Raw genomic sequence first — 18,697 nt, 5'->3', positions numbered from 1 at the left:
AAGGAGACAGTAAAATCTGTCTCCTTTTATATTGCTTATTCAAAGTTTTTTAAAGGAAATAATGTGTTATATCACTATAATTTAGATAGAGTTAGGGAAGGAACAGATCTGAAAAAAATTTTATTATTAAAATAGATGACAAATTAAGTGAAATCTATGGAGGTTATTATGGGATCAAATACTAATAAAAGTTATATACCATCTTACTCTATTCTTTTTGTTGGATTTTTATTATCCTACTTAATATTTTATGAAATTGGAATTATAGAAAATAAATTTATTCAGCATAAATTTAGAGCAGAAAGAGAGAATTATTTGAGAATCTTTAATTCAGAGTTGAGTAAAAATATAGATACTTTAAATACTGTAAAACAATTATTTATAACTTCTAAAAATGTAGATAGGGAACAATTTAAAAATTTTACAAACTACTTTTTAGAGGAGAATGTAAAAATTCAGGCTTTTTTATGGATCCCTCTAGTAAACGGTGACGAAAGAAGTAGATATGAGAGATTAGCTCAAAAACAGGGGTATAAAAATTTTAAATTTACTGAAATAGGAAAATCTGGCGAGGTCCAAAAGAGAGGGAAATCAATGCAGTATTATCCTGTATATTATATTGAACCCTTTAGGGGAAATGAGGCTATTTTAGGGTTGGATTTATTTTCTAATAAAAATAGAGCAGAAGCAATTTTAAATTCATTAAAAATTGGAAAAATAATAGGGTCATCAAAAATAAGGATAATTCAAGGGGAAGAAGAAAAAGATGTATTTTTTCTTTTAAGTCCTGTATATAAAAAAGGATTTAATTCTAAAGGAGAAGTATTGGGGTTTATTTCAGGAGTTTTTAAAATAGATGACTTTATAGATTCTTCTTTAGACCTGTTAAAAATAAATAATTTAGAGTTTCAGATCTATGATGCTACAGAAAATAAAAATGTTGAAATTTATACAACTAAGGATTATTTTAAAAGGTTTGAACTGTATAAATCTTCAAATCTCTATTTTGAAAACTTTATAGATTTTCCAAATAGAAGTTGGAAAATTAAATTTATCCCGGGAAAATCATTTTTTTTAAATGAGTTTATAAAATGGGATTGGATAATTTTTATTTTTTTTAACACAATAACTTTAATGTGGAGCATATATGTCTATAAAAAAATTAAATACACCAATAAGATAGGTAATTTAATGGATAAAACTGAAGAATCTGAAAAAAGATTAAAATTATTTGCTGAAATTTTAGAAAATACACCTGAAGGTGTGATAGTTACAAATAGATATAATAAAATTATTTCTGTAAACAAAAAATTTTTAAAAAATACCGGGTATTTAAAAAAAGATTTAATAGGTTATGATCCTAAAATTTTAAATTCAGATCATCATAAACCATTGTTTTATAAAGAGATGTGGAAATCTTTGAAGCATAATGGAAGGTGGCAAGGTGAAATTTGGGATAGGAAAAAGAATGGTGAAGTATCACCTGAATGGTTAAATATAATAACTATACGAAATAACAAGAATAAAAATAAAATTGATTATCATATAGCTATGTTTTCAGACCTTGCAAACCAGGAACATGTAAAAAAACAAATTCAGCATTTGGCATACTTTGATTCATTAACAGATTTACCCAATAGAGAATTTTTTAATAGTAAAGCAGAAAGTATGGTTAGAAATGCTGATCCAGATAAAATAAAGATGGCTTTTATGTTTTTAGATTTAGACAGATTTAAGAACATAAATGATACTTTAGGACATTCTTCAGGTGATGAGCTTTTAAAAAAAGTCTCCAAAGCTTTAAAAAAAACAAAATTGGAAAATGAAATTATAGCAAGATTTGGTGGAGATGAATTTGTAATTTTAATACCATCTTTCGATTCTATAGATGGTTTAAATAGCGTAATAATGGATATATTAAATATATTCGAATTTCCATTCAATATTGGCGGCAAAGATCTTTTTATAACTACCAGCATAGGTGTAAGCCTTTACCCTTTAGATGGGAACTCTTTAAATGAACTTATTAAAAATGCCGATACAGCAATGTATTATGCTAAAAGATCTGGAAGAAATAATTATAAATTTTATAGAGAAAATATGAATTCTAAATTTATGAAAAATCTTGATCTTGAAAATAAAATGAGAAAAGCATTGAAAGAGGATGAATTTTACTTAGAATACCAACCGCAAGTAAGTGTAGCAACAAAAAAAATTATTTCCTGTGAAGCGCTTATTCGTTGGGAAAATCCTGAATTTGGAGTTATTTCTCCAAATGAATTTATAAGTATAGCAGAAGACAGCGGACTTATAGTTCCTATGACAAGATGGATCTTAGAAAAAGTTTTCTCCGAAGTAAAAAAAGTTGTTGAAGTAGACCCAAATATATATATATCTATTAATATTTCCGGATACCAGATAAAACACAGTGATCTTCCTAAGATGATTGAAGATGTTTTAGACAAAGAAAAAATAGATCTTAAACATATAGAGCTGGAATTAACAGAGTCTATGTTAATGGATGACGTATCTAAGAACATGGAAACGATGTTAAAATTGAAAGATTTAGAAATAAAATTAGCCATAGATGATTTTGGAACAGGTTATTCATCTTTAAGTTATCTTAAAAAATTTCCAATAGATAGATTGAAGATAGATAAAGATTTTATAGACGGGATTACAACTAACGAAGAGGATAACATCATAGTTAAGACTATAATTTTAATGGCACACAATTTAGGTTTTAAAGTTGTAGCAGAAGGGGTAGAAACAAAAGAACAGTTTGATTTTTTAAAAGCTTATAAATGTGATCAAATACAGGGATATTACTTTAGTGAACCTGTACCAATAGAAAAAATAAAAGAATATTTAGAAAAAAATACATTTATGTAAATGTCAATCAAGAATTGACCCATGTGGCAGTTAATTTTTGACCCACCTAAGGGTAATTAAAAAGTGACCCACCCTGCCTATTTCGCAGAGACCCTGTAAGAGTCACCATTCATGTTTAAAATATGTCCTCTAAATGTTACGCGATCTATTAAAGCTGTTGTTAACATTGTATCAGGGAAGAATTCTTCCCACTCTGAAAATGCTAAATTAGTAGAAATTATAATACTTCCCCTCTCACTTCTTTCTGAAATCACTTGAAATAGGAGTTCTGATTGATGTTTGTTAAAGGAGAGGTAGGAAAGCTCATCTATTATGAGTAGATCTAATCTTGCTAATTGCCTTAAGAATCTCCCTAAATTACTATTTTCTTGCGCTTCAACTAATTTATTTGATAAGTTAGCAGCTGTAGTAAAGTACACCTTATGTCCACAGTTGCAAGCTTTAAGTCCTAGAGCTATAGAAAAATGTGTCTTTCCAGTTCCTGGGTTCCCTATCATTATTATATTTTCTTTTTTTTTTGATAAACTCACAGCTGGAGAGTTCGCCTACTACTGAAGGTTTTAAATAGCTAAGACGTTTAACTTCAAACTCTTCTAGCGTTTTTTCAAAGGGAAATTTAGCTCCGCGCTTTAACCTGAAAAGTTTATTGTCTTGTCTAGTTATACTTCCTTTTCTAATAGTGTAAGCAGAAATTCTTCATATCCTTGTTTTGAATTTATTGCTTGGCGCTGAACCTCATGATAGTCTTTGAAGCTAGATAGTTTTAAAGCTTTGGAAAAAAGTTTAATTTTTTCACTAATTACACTCATTAGATCACCTCTTGGGAAATTAAGTTATCATATTTACCTAAATTATTTCTTTGAACTTCTATTTGGTCGTTGATTTTAGGAAGACCGACTTCTTCTCTTAGATATTCTAAAAAGAGTTTTGAATCTCCTTTAGAGTGATACATTTCAAAAATTGCTTTAGGAATATTTTGTATAACTGGATCAGCATTAAATACAGCTCGCGGTTTTCTTTCTAAAGCTTTAAGATAGTGAATTAATTGATAACTATGCTTATTTTTTTTAAATATCCTCTGGTGAATTGCAACAACTTTACCTTTATGAAGAAATTGTATTTCTGAATGACCAGTTTTTAAAATCACCTCAGTTCCTACTAATTCACAGGGTAATGAATATTTATTAGTTTCAAAAGTTACAGTTGAAAACTTAGTGACTCTTTTATAGTCTCTTTTAGAAATATCTAGTGAATGGCTAGGAAGCTCTAAAAGGTTATTAGCTTCAATCTGGAATTTTTGTTTAACACTTAAGCTTTCACCGCCAACTTTATGATTTTCTAAGTAGTTATCACAAGCCTTTTTTATTTTGATATTTAACTCATTCAAACTTTTAACTCTAGGGATAGGAACCATAGTATTTCTTCTGATAAGTCCTACTAAATTTTCAACCAAACCTTTTTCATTTCCACTTCTAACATTGCAAAATTTAGGTTTAAAAGCATAATGAGCAACGAGAGTTTCATACCCTTTAGTTATTTTAGTTACATGTTTTCCATAGCCTTCTGATACAGCAACTCTGGCATTATCAAAGAGAACTTCTCTAGGAACACCACCAAAATATTCAAAAGCAGAGATGATCCCATCTAAAAAGCATTCTTCTTTTCTGCGAAGTAGGCCTTAGTAAAGATATGAGCGCTATATGCTAACCGAGCACAAAAATATTTTATTTCCTGCTTTTCATCATTGAGAAAGATATGCGCTGAACCAAAATCAATTTGCATAGCTTCCGCAGGATTAAAGGTAAGTGGTAGAAAAACCTCTTTTGTTTTACCTTTTAATTCTCTAAATGCAACCTTAACAGAAGAATATGAACCAAGAAACCCAGCCTCTTCTTTGAGTCTAACCCAAACCCTATTAGCAGTGTGCCTCTGTTTTGAATGAGTATGCTCGTTATCTTCAAGAATACAAGCTTGAATAAAGTCTAAGACTTCTCTAGTCATAACTTGTTTTCTTCTAGAAGAAAACTTTTTTCTCCAGGAATTGTATCTCCATTAATATACTTTCTAACAGTGTTTCTAGAAATATGAAGATCTCTAGAAATTTTTCTAATAGAAACCCCTTCAACTAGATGAAGTCGTCTAATTTTTTTTTATGTATCCATATGAATTGCCACCTCAAACCTCCTGTACATCTCTTTAAAAAGATTGTACAGAGTAATATTAGGGTGGGTCAATAATTAGCTGCCTTTTTTATCTCAAAAGGGTCAATTTTATATTACCCTTTACATACATTTAATTTATAAAAATATTAACAGGGAAGATTTAATAAAATTTTTCAGGTAATGGCAAAGGTTATCAAAGAGCCCTTAATTCTGAAAGTTATGGTGTTTTATAGGTGTTCTTTTAAAGAAGTTAATCTTTAATAAATTCTATGAATAAATAAAAGGACACTATTCATAGTGTCCTTTTAGGGTTAAACTTTATTAGAGTTGATTATGATTACATATTTTACATGGTGTATATCCATTTTTAACTGCATCTTTTAAAGAAACACCCTTTAAATTTTTAGCATATGGACATTCTTCTAAATGATATTTTTTCGTCTTTTCATTTATATATACATATTCAACTTTTTTATTATTTTGATTTTTTAAATATAAAAATAATATAGTTATCAAAAGTAAAATTGTAGCAATAGTTATCATAAGGTCACCTCCATTTTTCTATTGAAATTAAAAACTGAATCTAAGTTTATTATTTTTTTCTATTCTCACTGCAGCTTAAACATTTTTTTAAATCAACAAATAAAAAAACTTCTAAATTAATATACTTATTTTTTATAGGGTTTCCTTTATATCTTTCAAAAAAATCTATATTTTATTTGACTTTATTCAAAAATTCTTGAATTATTGAGTTTACACTGTTTGGATTTTCTAAATTTGAAATATGTCCTGCACCTTCAATTATTTTAAAGTTTGAGTTTTTTGTAAGATCTCTCATCTCTTTGGACTCCTTCATCGGTCTAGGAATATCAACTTCTCCAGCTAAATATAATGTTGGAATATCTATTTTTTCTAATCTATTCAGAGTATCTTCTCTGCCAAATATTCCAAATCCAGTAGCTACAATGGTATCTATATTTTCTTTCGGCAGGTTCAATAGATGATTATGAAAATTTAAATATAATTTATTTTTTTCCTTTGTTGTTTTGGGGGAAAAAAACATCGGAGATATCAGTTCTGCCATAGGTTCAGGTATATATTGTAAATTTTTTATATTATTTAATAGTTGAAAATATGTTTCTTGGGTCTCTGAAGGTTCAGCTCCTACATATGAATCCATTATGATCATGCTGGTAGCTCTAATATCTTCTGCAATATAAGGAGCTAACATTCCTCCTACAGACAATCCTATGTAGTGGTATTTTTTTATATTCAAACTGTCTAAAACTTCTAAAATGTCATTGGAAATCTCTTCCAAAGAGTAATTTTCTTTGTTTTCACAGAGGTTAGAAGAATCCCCATGCCCCATTAAATCAATGGAGATACATCTAAAATTCTCTTTGAAGAAATCTATTTGAGGTCTCCACATCTCCTTGTCCCATAAAAATGAGTGGATAAAAACTAATACTTCTCCTTCTCCCTCAGAGATATAGGCTAATTTTTTATTATTTTTTAAAGTTATGTAATTCATGTTTCCTCCCAGTATACTTTTATATCTAAAAAAAAGACTTAATGCCTATAATATAGCACAAACTTTAATATTTTAGTAGAAAATGTGTGATAATTGATAAATTGATTATATTTAGGTTTATTTCAATTAAGCTTTATTTTAACCTTCTAAAGTCATATTTTTCTATTGTTGTTGTCTCATGATTGACTTTTGTATTAAAATTTTATACAATATGGTGTGATGAAATACAGATGTTTTTTTAAACTACACTCTCTCCTAAGAGATTTCATCACATAGGGAGCTTTTCGGAGCTCCCTTATATATTTATAGAGGTATTACAGCGTAATTTTTTATTGATGGTCTATTCAATGGAATATCTTTAAAAATACATAAAAATTAATTTATAGTTATTAAGGTTTAGAATTTTTTAACATTCCTCATTTTTTAAGTTGACTTTAGGTTTAATTTGAGTTAAAATTAGTTTATAGTTGGTTTTATAAAGTATATTCATTAATCTTCCCAGGGATTGATGGATAGAAACCTCCTTAGTAGATTTATTTTAGAGAATAAATTTACTTATACTTTCCTCTGAGTCTCCCACTTTGCAAATAGTGGAAGACTCTTTTTATTTTTAAATAAAAAAGCAACGTGACGTTGCATCCGAATAAGCACAATTCAGATTCTTAAAATTTTTAAGTTGTTTTATAAATTTTAAAATTTTCTAGATAATAAAAAAAGGAGAATAAAATAAACCGGATCACAGCCTAGATTTTTTCTCCCATAAAAAATATTTTTTAGATTTTCTGCTGGTCTCTTACTTCAATTTCTGTTCCTTCTGGAGCTTTCACCTTAAAAAGATATCCGTTTTCAACTTTATAGATCTCTTTTTCATTTTTAAGTTTAAAATTATTATATCCCTTAGATTTGATCTCCTCATATGCCTCATGAATATCTTCTACAAGAAATGAGATGTGCACCGGGCCTTCATTTAAAGAACTCCATTTATTTAAATTTGTTGATATTTTAGCCGTTTGAAGCTCTATCATAAATTCACCTAGTTTCAACCATGTATTATACTCCCTTTTGTGAAAATCCGGAGTTTCTTTTATAACTTTAAAGTCTAAAATTTCAGTATAGAATTTTTTAGACTCGTTGTAGCACTCTGTTTGGATACAGATATGGTGTAATGATTTTATTTTCATATATTAATCTCCCTTTATAGTTCTTTATCTTATGGTACTAAATTTTTTTATTCGATGTTATTCTTCTTTAATGCATATATTAATTAAAAAATGATTTTATTAAAAATTTCTGGAAGCTTCTATAACTTTTGCCAGAATATAAAATTCATCCTCACCTTCCACACTGATATCAGAATAATTTTTATTAAAAGCCTCTAAAACAGCATTTTTTCCTGAAATTTTTAATCTTCTGACTATACATTCTCCATTGTATGAGAAAATACCTAAGTTACCTTTTCTTACTGGAGTATCCATCTCACCTAGTATAAAATAATCTTTGGGGATACTATTTTGGGGGTCATCGGAACTCATTGAATCATCTGTATTTAATATTGCTACCAATGGCTCATTATAGTGGCTATAATGGGTTTTAACGAGTGTATATGTCCCAACTTCTTCTCCGTAAACAAAAGCACCATCGATTACTTTTATATTTTCATATAGTGGAATTTCTTCCATCCCTAAAATCTTAATCTTTTCCAAATTTCTTCCCCCATTTTTAAATTTTTACTTTAATCTTTATCCCCATTGAATTCTGATAAAAATTATATTATTTATTCTATCACGAAATAAAAGTTTTTTAGACAAATATTTTTATGAGAGAAAATATAAATTGACAAGACTAAACATTAGGTATATACATTAATAATAATATAAAAATAAAAAGGAGAAAAAGATGAAAATTATAGCACACAGGGGGGCATCTGGATATGCCCCGGAAAATACTAAAGCCTCTATTTTAGAGGGGTTAAAAAGAGGATGTGACGGCTTTGAGGTGGATGTTCAGCTGACAAAAGATAATAAGGTTGTAGTCTTTCATGATTGGTCATTGGAGAGGACTTCTGATGGAAATGGATTCTTAAAAGATCAAACTTTAGCGAAATTAAAAACTTTAGATATTGGAAGCTGGTTTTCAAAGGAGTTTAAAGGTGAAAAAGTGTTGACCTTAGAAGAATTATTAGATATTATTTCAAAAGAAAAATTACTGAATATAGAAATTAAAGTTCGCCATGGAGAGGTCAATCAAATAGAGGAAAAAGTTGTAGAAATTTTAGAAAAAAAATCTAGAATTAATAGCAATATAATTATCTCATCTTTTGATCATAGGATAATTAAGAGGATCAAAGAAATAAAACCAGAAATACAAATAGGATTACTTATAACTGCAGGTCTGTTGAATATAAAAAATTATATTTCTAATTTTGATCTCTATAGTGTTCATTGCGGAGGTGAATTTATAAGTAAAATAAACGTAGATGAACTAAAAAATAACAATATCAAAACTTATGCCTGGACAGTCAATACAGCAGAAGAAGCAAAAACCTTAGATTCTTTTGGTGTAGATGGAATAATTACAAATTATCCAGATATTTTTTAAATAATTATCAAAGATAATATAAAGAGAAATAAAAAAGGTAGTTAAGAAAGAATAAAATCTTTTTTACTACCTTTTATATAAAAGCTTATAATGTTTATTATAGTTTTATTTATTTTCTGTTTTGATGTATTTATTTGGGATAGCTATATCTTCATTATTACGATGAACCCTATAGTGTGGAGACATGATCTCTATCCCTTCTCCATGAAAATTATCCTGAATATTAGCATGAAGATCAGACATGATCTTCTGCATCTTTTTTTCTTCAGAAGTATATAAGTTTATCTCATATTCAACATAAAAATCTCCCAAGGCTTTTTGCAGGACAAATGGTTTTGGAGTACTCAATACACCATCGATTGACTGAGCAGATTCTACCAGCAGTTTGTGGACAAGCCTCCAGTCTATGTCATATCCAATAGTTATATTTGTATGCAGTATTATATTATATTTTCTAGCAGAATAAGTATAATTTATTATATGCCCCGATAAAATAGAAGCATTAGGAACAGTTACTCTTTCATTTTTAGGAGTTTTTATCCTGGTTACAAGGATGGTTTTTTCTACCACATCTCCTGTTATTTCATTTACTTTAATACGGTCTCCTACTTGGTATGATCTCATATAAGTTAGGATAAACCCTGCAATTACATTTCCTATATATGTACTCGATCCCAGTGAAATTAATATCCCTGCAAATATAGAGATACCTTTAAAAGCAGGTGAACCGGCCCCAGGCAGGTATGGAGATACGATAGTTAGAGTTAATATATATATATATAAATAGTTTGGACAGGTTAAATGTGGGATTTGCCCACTCCGGATAAAATCCATTGACCTTCATTGATCCGGTTGAGATCTCGTCTGCTAAATATCTTAAAAATTTTAAAAGGTATTTAACAAATAGCAAAATAATAATAATGGTTATAAAATTTGGTATAATTCCTATGATATTTAATAATATCATCTTTATGGGATCGGAAACAAAGGTGAATAAACTGCTTACCATGTCTTTTGTAGTGGGGTTAAAATAGAATAAAGCCGGTAAACTAAAGATTAATATTATCCCAAAACTTAAAAATTTAACTCCTTTTAAAACTATCTTTACAAAGGCAAACTGCATCTTACTATTTATGATTTCATAGTTTCCTATCTTGATACCTGTTATTTTATCTCCTACTTTAATTTTATAGTATACCAGAGATCTTCTGGTCAGTTTATTTAATAACCGGTAACATATCCTCATTAAAATTACATAGATAATAAATAAAATTAATCCTAATATATACGGGTAATTTTTATTTCCCACTAATTTTTGTAAATTAAACTTCATACAATACTCCTTCTATTTTTTTTGATTTTTAGATAATATAGAATAACCTTAGATCTCCTCAGTTGTCAATTTAAAAAATCTATATATAGAGGTCTAGGTGTTTTTTCAGAATTTTTTCTAAGATTTAGTCAAATAAAAAACAGGGAAATTAATCCCTGTTTTACTGTCTATTTTTGCAATATTAAAGTGTTGCTTTCCAGTATCCATGTAGATTACAGTATGCTTTAGCCTCTACTTTTTTTCCTGAACATCCTTTAAAAGTAACTTTAGGTTCATCTCCAGGCTTTAAGAATGCAGTAGTTACCCAGCAATCATCTACAATTAGCTCTATCCATTCAATATAGTGAGCTTCAGTCATAGGATGGAGAGTTTCTCCTACTTTAACTTCAAATCCACCTTCTATTTTAGTTATAACCGGAACATGTTTTTCAACTGCAGCATCTGTTGTATTCTCTGCCTGAAGGACCATATCTGCCCCGCAACAACTTAAAGTACCACCAGCTTCATGATAGATCTTAGTAATGTTTCCACAAAGTTCACACTTATAAATTTCAAATAATTTTGCCATATTTTGCCTCCTTGTATTATAAAAAAATATTACAAATATCTATACCAGTAGAAGGATAAAGTTCCTTTTTTTAATTTGTTTTTTTTTCTGAAATAAATTATAATTTTCTTTTTAAAACTACTTGCTTTTTATTATTTGTTATTTTAATAAATATAATTTATAGGGGAGACCTCAATAAGGAAATTTTGAAGGGTTAAATTAAAATTCCCTTTTATATTCATAACTACCATCTAATATTTATCGAGATATCTTTCTATTTCTACTATCTCCTCCGGACAGTTTTCCAGAAAAAATCCTATCATCTTTCCCTGGATATCCAAAGCAGATTTCTGACTTCCTGATACAAGGGCAAAGGCAACCATTCCTCTCTCTTTTATATCCTGAAGTCCTACTTCGGTTAACTGTATCTTAAACCTTTTTAAAAACTTGTCCTTAAGGCTTCTTATAACCATTCTTTTATCTTTAAGAGATCTAGCCCAAGAAAGTCTTATTTCTATCTGTACAGCTGCAACATACATAGGATCACTTCCATTTTCTATCGGATCTCTTCACACCTTATATCCAGATCAAAAATATTTTTTTGCCCGTCACAGAGGTTGTTAAAATTTTCTATGGCTCTTATCAATTTTTTATATCTATTAGTGGTGTGGTCTGTAGATCTAACTGCTAAATAAAGTTCATACATGTTGTTGTCAAAACTTTCTAAAATAGAATTATCAAACTCTGTATCCTGCATAGTGTAGATATGACCATCATATTCATAATCTAATTTCTCTTTCCAATTCTGTTTTTTATTATTCATTTTATTACCTCCGTTTTTATAATTTCTAAGTCCAAGTATATTCTCTAATAGAAAAGCTTTTATCGATTAATATTATTTTCTTTAAAATTCTAAAAATTCCTTTTTTTATCGTTTAAATTGTAAAATATGAAGTTTGTAATAAAGTGGTAGCATTAAGTTAAAATACTATTTTAAATGTAGATTTATAAATGATCTATTTGAAATTTTTGTATAGAAACAAATTAAATCAGGAAATTTGAAGGAGATTAATTGTTATAATAAAACATAAAATAATATGTTATACTTATAAATAATGCAATTATGTATTTTTTATAAAATTATAGTTAACAAGGAGTTTAAAATGGAATTATGTGATTTAGATAAGTTAAAAATAATATTGGACACTAAAACGGAACTAGATCTACTAAAATTATCGGTGAAAGCCAGAGAATCATTATTTAATTTAGATAAATCTATCTATAAATCAGGAATAAAAGATCAATATTATAAAATAGCGACATATAATGGAACAATAAATGCCGGTAAATTATCCGGCTTAAAAGTGGATTTAAGATCTTTTTTAGAAGGTAGGTTAAAAAAACATTGTTCTGCTTCAGTGGAGAAAACCATAAACTATAATATAGCGTTAATGGCAGGTGAAAAATATTCATGTGATAAAATTGACTCTGGAGTTCTGGATATTTTGGAGTCTAAAATTTCTTCGGGAAGTAAGAAAAATGAAAACATATTAAATTTAGAAAAAGATGTTAAGGCAGCGATACTTGAACTTGAAAAATTTGTTGACAAAAATAAAATATCTAATTTAGATTCTCTGGTGAAAGCAGCTGTGATCTATGCTAAATTTCATATTTTAAACCCCTACGGGACTGACACTGATAATATTGGGAATATTCTTTTATCACTATATGTCGGTAAAACCGGTATGGTTGATAATGGGTTCTTTATTTCAGAGGAATTTGAAGATGATTTTTATGATTATTATAGTTTATTGGATCAGGTGAAAAACAGCGATAATTGGGAACCTTGGATAAGGTTTTTTTTGAACTGTATAATAAAACAGTGTCAAAGATCTAAAAAGAAAGTAAGGGAAATGGTTAAATTACATAAAGAAATGATAAAATTTGCTGAAGAAAATAAAATCTTAAAGGAATATATAGATTATATAATTGCAAATCCTGTATTTACTAACAGACTTATTTCAGAAGATGTAGGCATTTCAATGTCAACGGCTTCAAAGATCAATTTTTTTATGGCAGAACATAATAAAATAACTATTGGTGGATGCCCTAATTCAAAGGTATTTTATCTGAATGAAGTTTTAAAAATCATGGAATAATAAGGGGCTTTGGCCCCTTTTTTTATAAAAGAGCCCCGAAGGGCTCCTGGCTTTAGCTTCCAAAGATGTTAAACTTGTAACCAACACCTGCACCGTACATAGTGTCAGAAGTATCTGAAGTAGATACATTGGTATTTATCCTTACATTTTCAGTTGGCTGCATAGCTACCCCGATGGCGATAGCCTGTGAACCACCATATCCACCCATACCTGCTCCAATTCCTACGTCTCCTCTTCCCAGGTGTGGATAGACTATTGAAGATGTAGCTGCTGCCATAGCTAATCCTTTATTCATCTTACTTTCTAATCCATCTACCTTTTTCTCTAGTCCATCTATTCTCTTAGAGTTCTTGTTTATATCTCCATTCATCGAGGTTATAGCTTCATAAGAAGTCTCTCTGAATTCATCAAGTTGAGTTGTTTTGTTCCCGTTTTCACCTACAACGACTTCGCCATTGTCATCAGTAACATAAAGATCTTTTTCTACTTTATCTATGTTATCTGTGTTTTTTGCTATATCAGCTTTATTTGTAGCTATATCACCAGTGTTTATAGTTGTCTGTTCCTCTGTAGTTGCCCTAGCATTTTCAAGAGTTACTATTCTATCTCTGTTATTATCAGCTTTTATATTAGATCCAGTTCTAACTGCATATGATGAGCTATCCTCATAAATTGCACTATTGTGATCAGCGATAGCATTATTGTGCTTTATTATATCGTTCATATTGCTAGCAAGTGTTTCATCAACTCTCGACAAGTGTTCATCTTTTTCTTTAAGTTGTTTATCTGTATCTGCAAACTTTTTATCTGCTTCAGCAAATTTTATATCAGCGTCTTTAAGTTTTTCTATATGTTCATCCTGGATCTTATCTCTTTTTTCAGCTTCTAGTGTATGCTTTGAGAAGTCAGATTTTATTTCAGAAATATCATCTCTATTTTCCCTTACTACTCCTGCTACCACTTCAAAAGCTGCTGCTTGTTTTTTACCAGTTTCGCTTGGGTTAGCATCTGTTTCTACCTTTACACCAAGTTTTTCTTCAACAGCATTAATCATTCCGTTTGTAGCATCATTCTGATTTATCATATTTAATGTAGCCATTTCTTCATTTTTAGCAACTTTTGTATTGACTTCCCTATATTTTGCTCCAAGTTCCCTTTTAACAGTACCTATTTTAGCGTCCACCTTTTGCACTTCTAAATTCGCATTTTGTATTGCGAGGTCATTTTTACTCACTTGTAGTTTATTATTTTTTATAACCGTATATGTGTCATCTAATGCTTTCAGTGTTGAGTTCAAAATTTCTTCTCGATATTCCTTACCATTAAGATATCCGTCTTCTCCTGGGTTAATATTCTGGTATTTACCGTTTAACCACATTGACCCAGCATTGTTAACTATATTTTTTGAAATTTTCATATCCCTAATTCTGTCTTCATCATCTGCCACAACTCCTGTAGATAATAACATCAGTGCTCCTAATAATAATAACTTCTTTTTCATAATTTTTACTCTCCCTAAAAATTTATTTTATTTTTGTTTCTAACAGATTATCTCTATTATTTTATAAAAATTCTAACTCAAAATTCTTTACTAAATCAATAGTCTCTATAGCCAGAGCATTTAAAGACTCTTTGTCCCTAGAGTTTAAGATGATATATGTATATATATCATTAAATTCATGTACATAGATAAATCTTTTTTTCCCCTCTGAATAATAAACTTCAAAATAAATAGTATCTAAAACTTCTAGTTCACTGAGGCGTTCAAAATCTTGAAGATCTCCAATCTCCCCTTTTCCGATCAGATACCCATTATCATCTGTTATTTCTTTTACAATATGGCTGATAGAGCCGTTTTCATATCTTATAAATTCAGCTCCATGGGTATCTGGTTTACCCATATCTGCTCCCATTAGTACTAAAGATCCTAAGAAAAATATACATATAAGTGTTTTAAAATATTTTTTCATACTTCCTCCATCCTTAGAAAAGTGATAGAGGATAAGATATATCCCCTACTTTTCTATATTTAGTTTACACCGTATTCCGAACCTAACCTTTTACCGGTAGTGTTCCATACCCTTCCTTCAATCCCGCTTTCTTCTTTGATCCTTGCAGCTATTTTATTCATTTTAGCAAGGGAACTATTACCAAAGTCCTGAGTCATGTCTATATATGTAGTTTTCTTTGTTACAATCTGATCTTTCACATTTTTCAAAGTCCCGTAGAGATACATCTTTCCATCATCTAAAACAAAGTATAATTTAAACTCATCAGTTCCCACTAAATATTTAAGAGTCATTCCTACCACCTGCTCACTGGTGCTGGATTTTCTATCGGTATCTACTATATGTGATGCCTTTACCATCTTAAACGTTTCTTGTTGTTCTCTGTTGGAAACCATCATTCCTTCTTCAGATAAGATCTTTTCAACGATAGTCAACACCTGGTCTTCACTTAACTTTGTAGATTCAATGTCAAAAGTTGTCCTGGTCGCCACAACATTACTACACCCTGTAAAGATCACCATCGATACCACTACTAATAACACACTAAATTTCTTCATAATTTTTTACTCTCCCTAAAATTTATTTTTACACAGTTTTTACATAGTTTTTACACTACTTTTACATTGGTAAGTTATTTATAGTATATTATACGCAAAAAAAATGCAAGTTTTCCAAAATGCTTTTTTTAAAAACCAAATGTTTATTAAAAGAACTTAAAATTATTAGAATTCATTAATAATAAACTAAGACTTCTTATTTTTTTATTATAAACACTAGAACCAATTAAAACATTCAAATTATAAACAGGACAATATTTTACTAAGAGGTGTTTTATTGTTTTTTTCCAGATAAAAAATTGTAAAAAAATAAATTAATTTTTTTTAATGTTTTTAAACTTTTTTCTATTTATTCTCGTCGAATCAAATGAAAAAAAGAAAGGGTAAACTAAATTTTTGAAATTATTCAGTGAAACAAAAAGATTTACGAGTAAAGAATTCTAGAGTTTTCTTTCGTTTTTAAGGGATAGATAGAAAAAAGGAATAAATAATCAAGGAGAATATAGATGACAAAATTAAAGTATGAAATTCTTGAAAAAGAATTAAAAACAGTAATGGAGGAAATTAAGGAACTTAGAAAAGAAAACGAAAATTTAATAAAAGAGAATCAGATATCACATCAGAAAATATATGATTTAGAAAATGATAATGGTGTAGAGGACAATAACTATAAATTATTATTATTTATTATTGGCTTACTTATTGTGGGAATAATAATGAAATAAGTAAGATTCATAAAGATTATTTCATATAACTTTCACTTAAATTCAATGCAATAAAAAAGGTACTCTCAAATTCTATGAGAGTACCTTTTATTTATCTGTTAACTACAAATCTTTTCAATGAAACAACTTCATTTCTTATATCCCTATGAACTACGGATTTCACGTCAAATTTGAAGAGTTTAAAAACTCCCTGGATAAAACTTCCTGTAAAGAGGGCAGTGATAACTGTTCCTACCCCTGCATATCCTCCCATAAGATATCCTGTGATTAAGACGCTGATCTCAATAATGTTTCTCACAGTTCCTACTGAAAACTTTGTTTTCTTAGTGAGGGCAACCATAAGTGCATCTCTTGGACCGCATCCAAGACCGGGAGAAATATAGAGATAGCATCCTAAACTGAGTATAAACATCCCTGAAAACATCATAAAAACTCCTGTGAACATATTATTACTTAAGGGAACTATCTCTAGATAGAGGATCAAGTCCATAAAGGTCCCCAGAAAAATAATGTTCAGTATACTACCGCTTCCTATTCGTTCTCCCAGAAAAAAATCCAGAGTTATAACTATGAATCCAACAAAGATACTGGCTTGTCCTATTGTAAGGTTACTGACCTTGGATATCCCTTGGTGTAATACGTCCCATGGAGAAAATCCCAGATTGGATTTAATGATAACTATTATCCCTAGGGAACAAACAAATAAACCTAAAAATAATTTCAAATATTTAAATATCTCTTTTTTCATACTTTACCTCCGCATTAAATTAAAACATATTTTTGTATCTTATAACATCTTTTCAAGCTAGTATAGCATACAAAAATATTTTGTGCTATACTTATTATATAAAAATTTAAGGAGTAAGTTATTATGAAAGAATTAAATATATTAATTGGGCAAAATTTAAAGTCCATAAGAAAAAGCCAGAATTTAAGTTTAGATGAAGCTTCTGCTGCTACAGGAGTAAGTAAGCCCATGCTGGGGCAGATAGAAAGGGGAATATCTAATCCTACAGTAACAACTCTCTGGAAAATTGCTTCAGGACTGAAAGTTCCTTTTTCAGAATTTATGAAGGAACCCGAATTAAATTATCAGTTTGTTTCACCTTTAGATATAGAACCGATAATGGAATGCGATGAAAATATGAAGATTTACACCATGTTTTCCTATAACGACAACTTTGAAATATTATATGTAGACTTAGAGCCGGGGTGTGTTCATGCATCTCCTAAGCATCCAAATGAAGTAGAGGAGTATGTCTTTGTTATTGAAGGAGTTCTGAGAGTGAAAATAGGGAAAGAATCTATAACTTTAAAAACAGGGGAAGCCTTAAAATTTAGAGCAAATGTAGATCATGAATATTCAAATTTAGAAAATATTAAGTGCAGATTTCAAAATATCAATGTCTATCATAAAAATTAATTTATATTTTTATCCAATGAAATAAGAAATACTCTCAAATAAGTTTGGGAGTATTTTTTTATCTATCAACTATGAATCTTTTTAATGAAACAACTTCACTTTTTATATCCCGATGAACTACAGATTTCACATCAAATTTGAAAAGTTTGAAAACTCCCTGAATAAAACTCCCTGTGAAAATAGCTGTGAGAATTGTTCCCGCTCCTGCATATCCTCCAAGAAGGTATCCTGTACTTAAAACACTGATCTCAATGATATTCCTTACTGCTCTTACTGAAAGTCTGGTTTTTTTGGTTAGGGCAACCATAAGGGCATCTCTAGGACCGCATCCCAGACCGGTAGAGATATAAAGATAACATCCTAGACTGAGTACCAGTAATCCCAAAAACATCATAAAAATTCCTATGGGTACGCCTGTACCTAGAGGAACTATGTCCAGAGAAAGAATTAAGTCCATAAAGACACCTCCTAAAATAATATTTAATATACTGCCACTTCCTATTCTCTCTCCCAGAAAAAAATCCAGAATTATAACTATGAATCCAACAAAAATACTAGCCTGACCTATTGTGATGTGAGTGACTTTGGATATCCCCTGGTGTAAGACATCCCATGGAGAAAATCCTAAATTAGATTTAATAATAATAATTACTCCTAAGGAACAAATAAATAAACCTAAAAATAATTTTAAATATCTTAGGACCTCTTTTTTCATGACTTACCTCCACGTTCTATAACATATTTCTCACAAGTATATCATA

Annotated in this window: 24 protein-coding genes; 5 read left to right on the top strand and 19 right to left on the bottom strand. The window is 29.4% G+C overall.

The features are described 5' to 3' along the window. Positions 1 to 168 precede the first annotated feature (168 nt). The gene (locus NRK67_14185) at positions 169 to 2,892 is read left to right on the top strand and encodes an EAL domain-containing protein (GenBank protein ID UUV18424.1); all 2,724 of its coding nucleotides are present in this window, start codon (positions 169 to 171) and stop codon (positions 2,890 to 2,892) included. Between the two features lie 77 nt (positions 2,893 to 2,969). Here the strand turns inward: NRK67_14185 and NRK67_14180 are convergent, their stop codons facing one another. The 9 genes from NRK67_14180 to NRK67_14140 form a co-directional block, all read right to left on the bottom strand. Beyond that, entirely contained in the window at positions 2,970 to 3,422 is a 453-nt protein-coding gene (locus NRK67_14180) for an ATP-binding protein (GenBank protein ID UUV18423.1), read from the bottom strand. Between the two features lie 129 nt (positions 3,423 to 3,551). After that, positions 3,552 to 3,701, bottom strand: a complete 150-nt coding sequence (locus tag NRK67_14175) for a hypothetical protein (GenBank protein UUV18422.1) — start codon at positions 3,699 to 3,701, stop codon at positions 3,552 to 3,554. Next, on the bottom strand, positions 3,701 to 4,345 hold the full coding sequence (locus NRK67_14170) for a hypothetical protein (GenBank protein ID UUV18421.1): 645 nt from the start codon (positions 4,343 to 4,345) through the stop codon (positions 3,701 to 3,703). The genes NRK67_14175 and NRK67_14170 overlap by 1 nt, the downstream gene beginning before the upstream one ends. Positions 4,346 to 4,536: 191 nt before the next feature. After that, the gene (locus NRK67_14165; GenBank protein ID UUV18420.1) at positions 4,537 to 4,893 is read right to left on the bottom strand and encodes a hypothetical protein; all 357 of its coding nucleotides are present in this window, start codon (positions 4,891 to 4,893) and stop codon (positions 4,537 to 4,539) included. Beyond that, positions 4,890 to 5,036, bottom strand: a complete 147-nt coding sequence (locus NRK67_14160) for a helix-turn-helix domain-containing protein (GenBank protein ID UUV19947.1) — start codon at positions 5,034 to 5,036, stop codon at positions 4,890 to 4,892. The genes NRK67_14165 and NRK67_14160 overlap by 4 nt, the downstream gene beginning before the upstream one ends. A gap of 339 nt (positions 5,037 to 5,375) precedes the next feature. After that, positions 5,376 to 5,597: a hypothetical protein gene (locus tag NRK67_14155; protein ID UUV18419.1), complete on the bottom strand. Its 222-nt coding sequence runs from the start codon at positions 5,595 to 5,597 to the stop codon at positions 5,376 to 5,378. A 172-nt stretch (positions 5,598 to 5,769) separates the two neighbouring features. Continuing rightward, positions 5,770 to 6,585, bottom strand: a complete 816-nt coding sequence (locus NRK67_14150) for an alpha/beta fold hydrolase (protein UUV18418.1) — start codon at positions 6,583 to 6,585, stop codon at positions 5,770 to 5,772. A gap of 773 nt (positions 6,586 to 7,358) precedes the next feature. Continuing rightward, positions 7,359 to 7,766, bottom strand: a complete 408-nt coding sequence (locus NRK67_14145) for a VOC family protein (GenBank protein UUV18417.1) — start codon at positions 7,764 to 7,766, stop codon at positions 7,359 to 7,361. 99 nt (positions 7,767 to 7,865) lie between these two features. Further along, positions 7,866 to 8,288, bottom strand: a complete 423-nt coding sequence (locus NRK67_14140; GenBank protein ID UUV18416.1) for a S24 family peptidase — start codon at positions 8,286 to 8,288, stop codon at positions 7,866 to 7,868. Between the two features lie 193 nt (positions 8,289 to 8,481). Here NRK67_14140 and NRK67_14135 point away from each other — a divergent pair, with 193 nt between their 5' ends. Further along, entirely contained in the window at positions 8,482 to 9,183 is a 702-nt protein-coding gene (locus NRK67_14135) for a glycerophosphodiester phosphodiesterase (protein ID UUV18415.1), read from the top strand. Between the two features lie 105 nt (positions 9,184 to 9,288). Here NRK67_14135 and NRK67_14130 read toward each other — a convergent pair whose 3' ends face one another. The 5 genes from NRK67_14130 to NRK67_14110 all read right to left on the bottom strand — a co-directional run bounded on the left by NRK67_14130 (position 9,289) and on the right by NRK67_14110 (position 11,886). Continuing rightward, positions 9,289 to 9,924 carry a mechanosensitive ion channel family protein gene (locus tag NRK67_14130; GenBank protein ID UUV19946.1) on the bottom strand — a complete coding sequence of 212 codons (636 nt, stop codon included), beginning with the start codon at positions 9,922 to 9,924 and terminating at the stop codon, positions 9,289 to 9,291. Beyond that, positions 9,896 to 10,516 carry a hypothetical protein gene (locus NRK67_14125; GenBank protein UUV18414.1) on the bottom strand — a complete coding sequence of 207 codons (621 nt, stop codon included), beginning with the start codon at positions 10,514 to 10,516 and terminating at the stop codon, positions 9,896 to 9,898. Before NRK67_14125 ends, NRK67_14130 begins: the two co-directional genes overlap by 29 nt. 181 nt (positions 10,517 to 10,697) lie before the next feature. Beyond that, complete coding sequence (locus tag NRK67_14120; GenBank protein UUV18413.1) at positions 10,698 to 11,084, bottom strand: desulfoferrodoxin; 387 nt, start codon at positions 11,082 to 11,084, stop codon at positions 10,698 to 10,700. A gap of 230 nt (positions 11,085 to 11,314) precedes the next feature. Next, complete coding sequence (locus tag NRK67_14115; protein ID UUV18412.1) at positions 11,315 to 11,602, bottom strand: DUF503 domain-containing protein; 288 nt, start codon at positions 11,600 to 11,602, stop codon at positions 11,315 to 11,317. Between the two features lie 17 nt (positions 11,603 to 11,619). Beyond that, positions 11,620 to 11,886, bottom strand: a complete 267-nt coding sequence (locus NRK67_14110; GenBank protein ID UUV18411.1) for a hypothetical protein — start codon at positions 11,884 to 11,886, stop codon at positions 11,620 to 11,622. Positions 11,887 to 12,226: 340 nt separating this feature from the next. On the opposite strand from NRK67_14110, the gene NRK67_14105 reads away from it, so the two are divergent. Beyond that, positions 12,227 to 13,222 (top strand): hypothetical protein, encoded by a 996-nt coding sequence (locus NRK67_14105; protein ID UUV18410.1) that lies wholly within the window; start codon positions 12,227 to 12,229, stop codon positions 13,220 to 13,222. Between the two features lie 52 nt (positions 13,223 to 13,274). Here the strand turns inward: NRK67_14105 and NRK67_14100 are convergent, their stop codons facing one another. The 3 genes from NRK67_14100 to NRK67_14090 form a co-directional block, all read right to left on the bottom strand. Continuing rightward, positions 13,275 to 14,723: a YadA-like family protein gene (locus NRK67_14100; GenBank protein ID UUV18409.1), complete on the bottom strand. Its 1,449-nt coding sequence runs from the start codon at positions 14,721 to 14,723 to the stop codon at positions 13,275 to 13,277. 61 nt (positions 14,724 to 14,784) lie between these two features. Further along, positions 14,785 to 15,192 carry a hypothetical protein gene (locus NRK67_14095; GenBank protein ID UUV18408.1) on the bottom strand — a complete coding sequence of 136 codons (408 nt, stop codon included), beginning with the start codon at positions 15,190 to 15,192 and terminating at the stop codon, positions 14,785 to 14,787. A 59-nt stretch (positions 15,193 to 15,251) separates the two neighbouring features. Beyond that, positions 15,252 to 15,788, bottom strand: a complete 537-nt coding sequence (locus NRK67_14090) for a hypothetical protein (protein UUV18407.1) — start codon at positions 15,786 to 15,788, stop codon at positions 15,252 to 15,254. A 506-nt stretch (positions 15,789 to 16,294) separates the two neighbouring features. On the opposite strand from NRK67_14090, the gene NRK67_14085 reads away from it, so the two are divergent. Continuing rightward, complete coding sequence (locus NRK67_14085) at positions 16,295 to 16,513, top strand: hypothetical protein (protein UUV18406.1); 219 nt, start codon at positions 16,295 to 16,297, stop codon at positions 16,511 to 16,513. Between the two features lie 91 nt (positions 16,514 to 16,604). Here NRK67_14085 and NRK67_14080 read toward each other — a convergent pair whose 3' ends face one another. Beyond that, positions 16,605 to 17,261 carry a hypothetical protein gene (locus tag NRK67_14080; GenBank protein ID UUV18405.1) on the bottom strand — a complete coding sequence of 219 codons (657 nt, stop codon included), beginning with the start codon at positions 17,259 to 17,261 and terminating at the stop codon, positions 16,605 to 16,607. A 123-nt stretch (positions 17,262 to 17,384) separates the two neighbouring features. On the opposite strand from NRK67_14080, the gene NRK67_14075 reads away from it, so the two are divergent. Then, positions 17,385 to 17,936, top strand: coding sequence for an XRE family transcriptional regulator (locus tag NRK67_14075; GenBank protein ID UUV18404.1), 552 nt, complete (start codon positions 17,385 to 17,387; stop codon positions 17,934 to 17,936). A gap of 58 nt (positions 17,937 to 17,994) precedes the next feature. Here the strand turns inward: NRK67_14075 and NRK67_14070 are convergent, their stop codons facing one another. After that, positions 17,995 to 18,651 carry a hypothetical protein gene (locus NRK67_14070; protein ID UUV18403.1) on the bottom strand — a complete coding sequence of 219 codons (657 nt, stop codon included), beginning with the start codon at positions 18,649 to 18,651 and terminating at the stop codon, positions 17,995 to 17,997. Positions 18,652 to 18,697: the final 46 nt, after the last annotated feature.

The organism is Fusobacteria bacterium ZRK30, from assembly GCA_024628785.1.
Lineage (GTDB): Bacteria > Fusobacteriota > Fusobacteriia > Fusobacteriales > Fusobacteriaceae > Psychrilyobacter.
This window is presented reverse-complemented; position numbering and strand designations above follow the sequence as displayed.

Excerpts from the sequence above, each read along its gene's own strand:
- NRK67_14185 (UUV18424.1), top strand. The coding sequence starts at position 169 with ATGGGATCAAATACTAATAAAAGTTATATACCATCTTACTCTATTCTT.
- NRK67_14175 (UUV18422.1), bottom strand. The coding sequence starts at position 3,701 with ATGAGTGTAATTAGTGAAAAAATTAAACTTTTTTCCAAAGCTTTAAAA.
- NRK67_14165 (UUV18420.1), bottom strand. The coding sequence starts at position 4,893 with ATGACTAGAGAAGTCTTAGACTTTATTCAAGCTTGTATTCTTGAAGAT.
- NRK67_14155 (UUV18419.1), bottom strand. The coding sequence starts at position 5,597 with ATGATAACTATTGCTACAATTTTACTTTTGATAACTATATTATTTTTA.
- NRK67_14150 (UUV18418.1), bottom strand. The coding sequence starts at position 6,585 with ATGAATTACATAACTTTAAAAAATAATAAAAAATTAGCCTATATCTCT.
- NRK67_14145 (UUV18417.1), bottom strand. The coding sequence starts at position 7,766 with ATGAAAATAAAATCATTACACCATATCTGTATCCAAACAGAGTGCTAC.
- NRK67_14135 (UUV18415.1), top strand. The coding sequence starts at position 8,482 with ATGAAAATTATAGCACACAGGGGGGCATCTGGATATGCCCCGGAAAAT.
- NRK67_14125 (UUV18414.1), bottom strand. The coding sequence starts at position 10,516 with ATGAAGTTTAATTTACAAAAATTAGTGGGAAATAAAAATTACCCGTAT.
- NRK67_14120 (UUV18413.1), bottom strand. The coding sequence starts at position 11,084 with ATGGCAAAATTATTTGAAATTTATAAGTGTGAACTTTGTGGAAACATT.
- NRK67_14115 (UUV18412.1), bottom strand. The coding sequence starts at position 11,602 with ATGTATGTTGCAGCTGTACAGATAGAAATAAGACTTTCTTGGGCTAGA.
- NRK67_14110 (UUV18411.1), bottom strand. The coding sequence starts at position 11,886 with ATGAATAATAAAAAACAGAATTGGAAAGAGAAATTAGATTATGAATAT.
- NRK67_14105 (UUV18410.1), top strand. The coding sequence starts at position 12,227 with ATGGAATTATGTGATTTAGATAAGTTAAAAATAATATTGGACACTAAA.
- NRK67_14100 (UUV18409.1), bottom strand. The coding sequence starts at position 14,723 with ATGAAAAAGAAGTTATTATTATTAGGAGCACTGATGTTATTATCTACA.
- NRK67_14095 (UUV18408.1), bottom strand. The coding sequence starts at position 15,192 with ATGAAAAAATATTTTAAAACACTTATATGTATATTTTTCTTAGGATCT.
- NRK67_14090 (UUV18407.1), bottom strand. The coding sequence starts at position 15,788 with ATGAAGAAATTTAGTGTGTTATTAGTAGTGGTATCGATGGTGATCTTT.
- NRK67_14085 (UUV18406.1), top strand. The coding sequence starts at position 16,295 with ATGACAAAATTAAAGTATGAAATTCTTGAAAAAGAATTAAAAACAGTA.
- NRK67_14080 (UUV18405.1), bottom strand. The coding sequence starts at position 17,261 with ATGAAAAAAGAGATATTTAAATATTTGAAATTATTTTTAGGTTTATTT.
- NRK67_14075 (UUV18404.1), top strand. The coding sequence starts at position 17,385 with ATGAAAGAATTAAATATATTAATTGGGCAAAATTTAAAGTCCATAAGA.
- NRK67_14070 (UUV18403.1), bottom strand. The coding sequence starts at position 18,651 with ATGAAAAAAGAGGTCCTAAGATATTTAAAATTATTTTTAGGTTTATTT.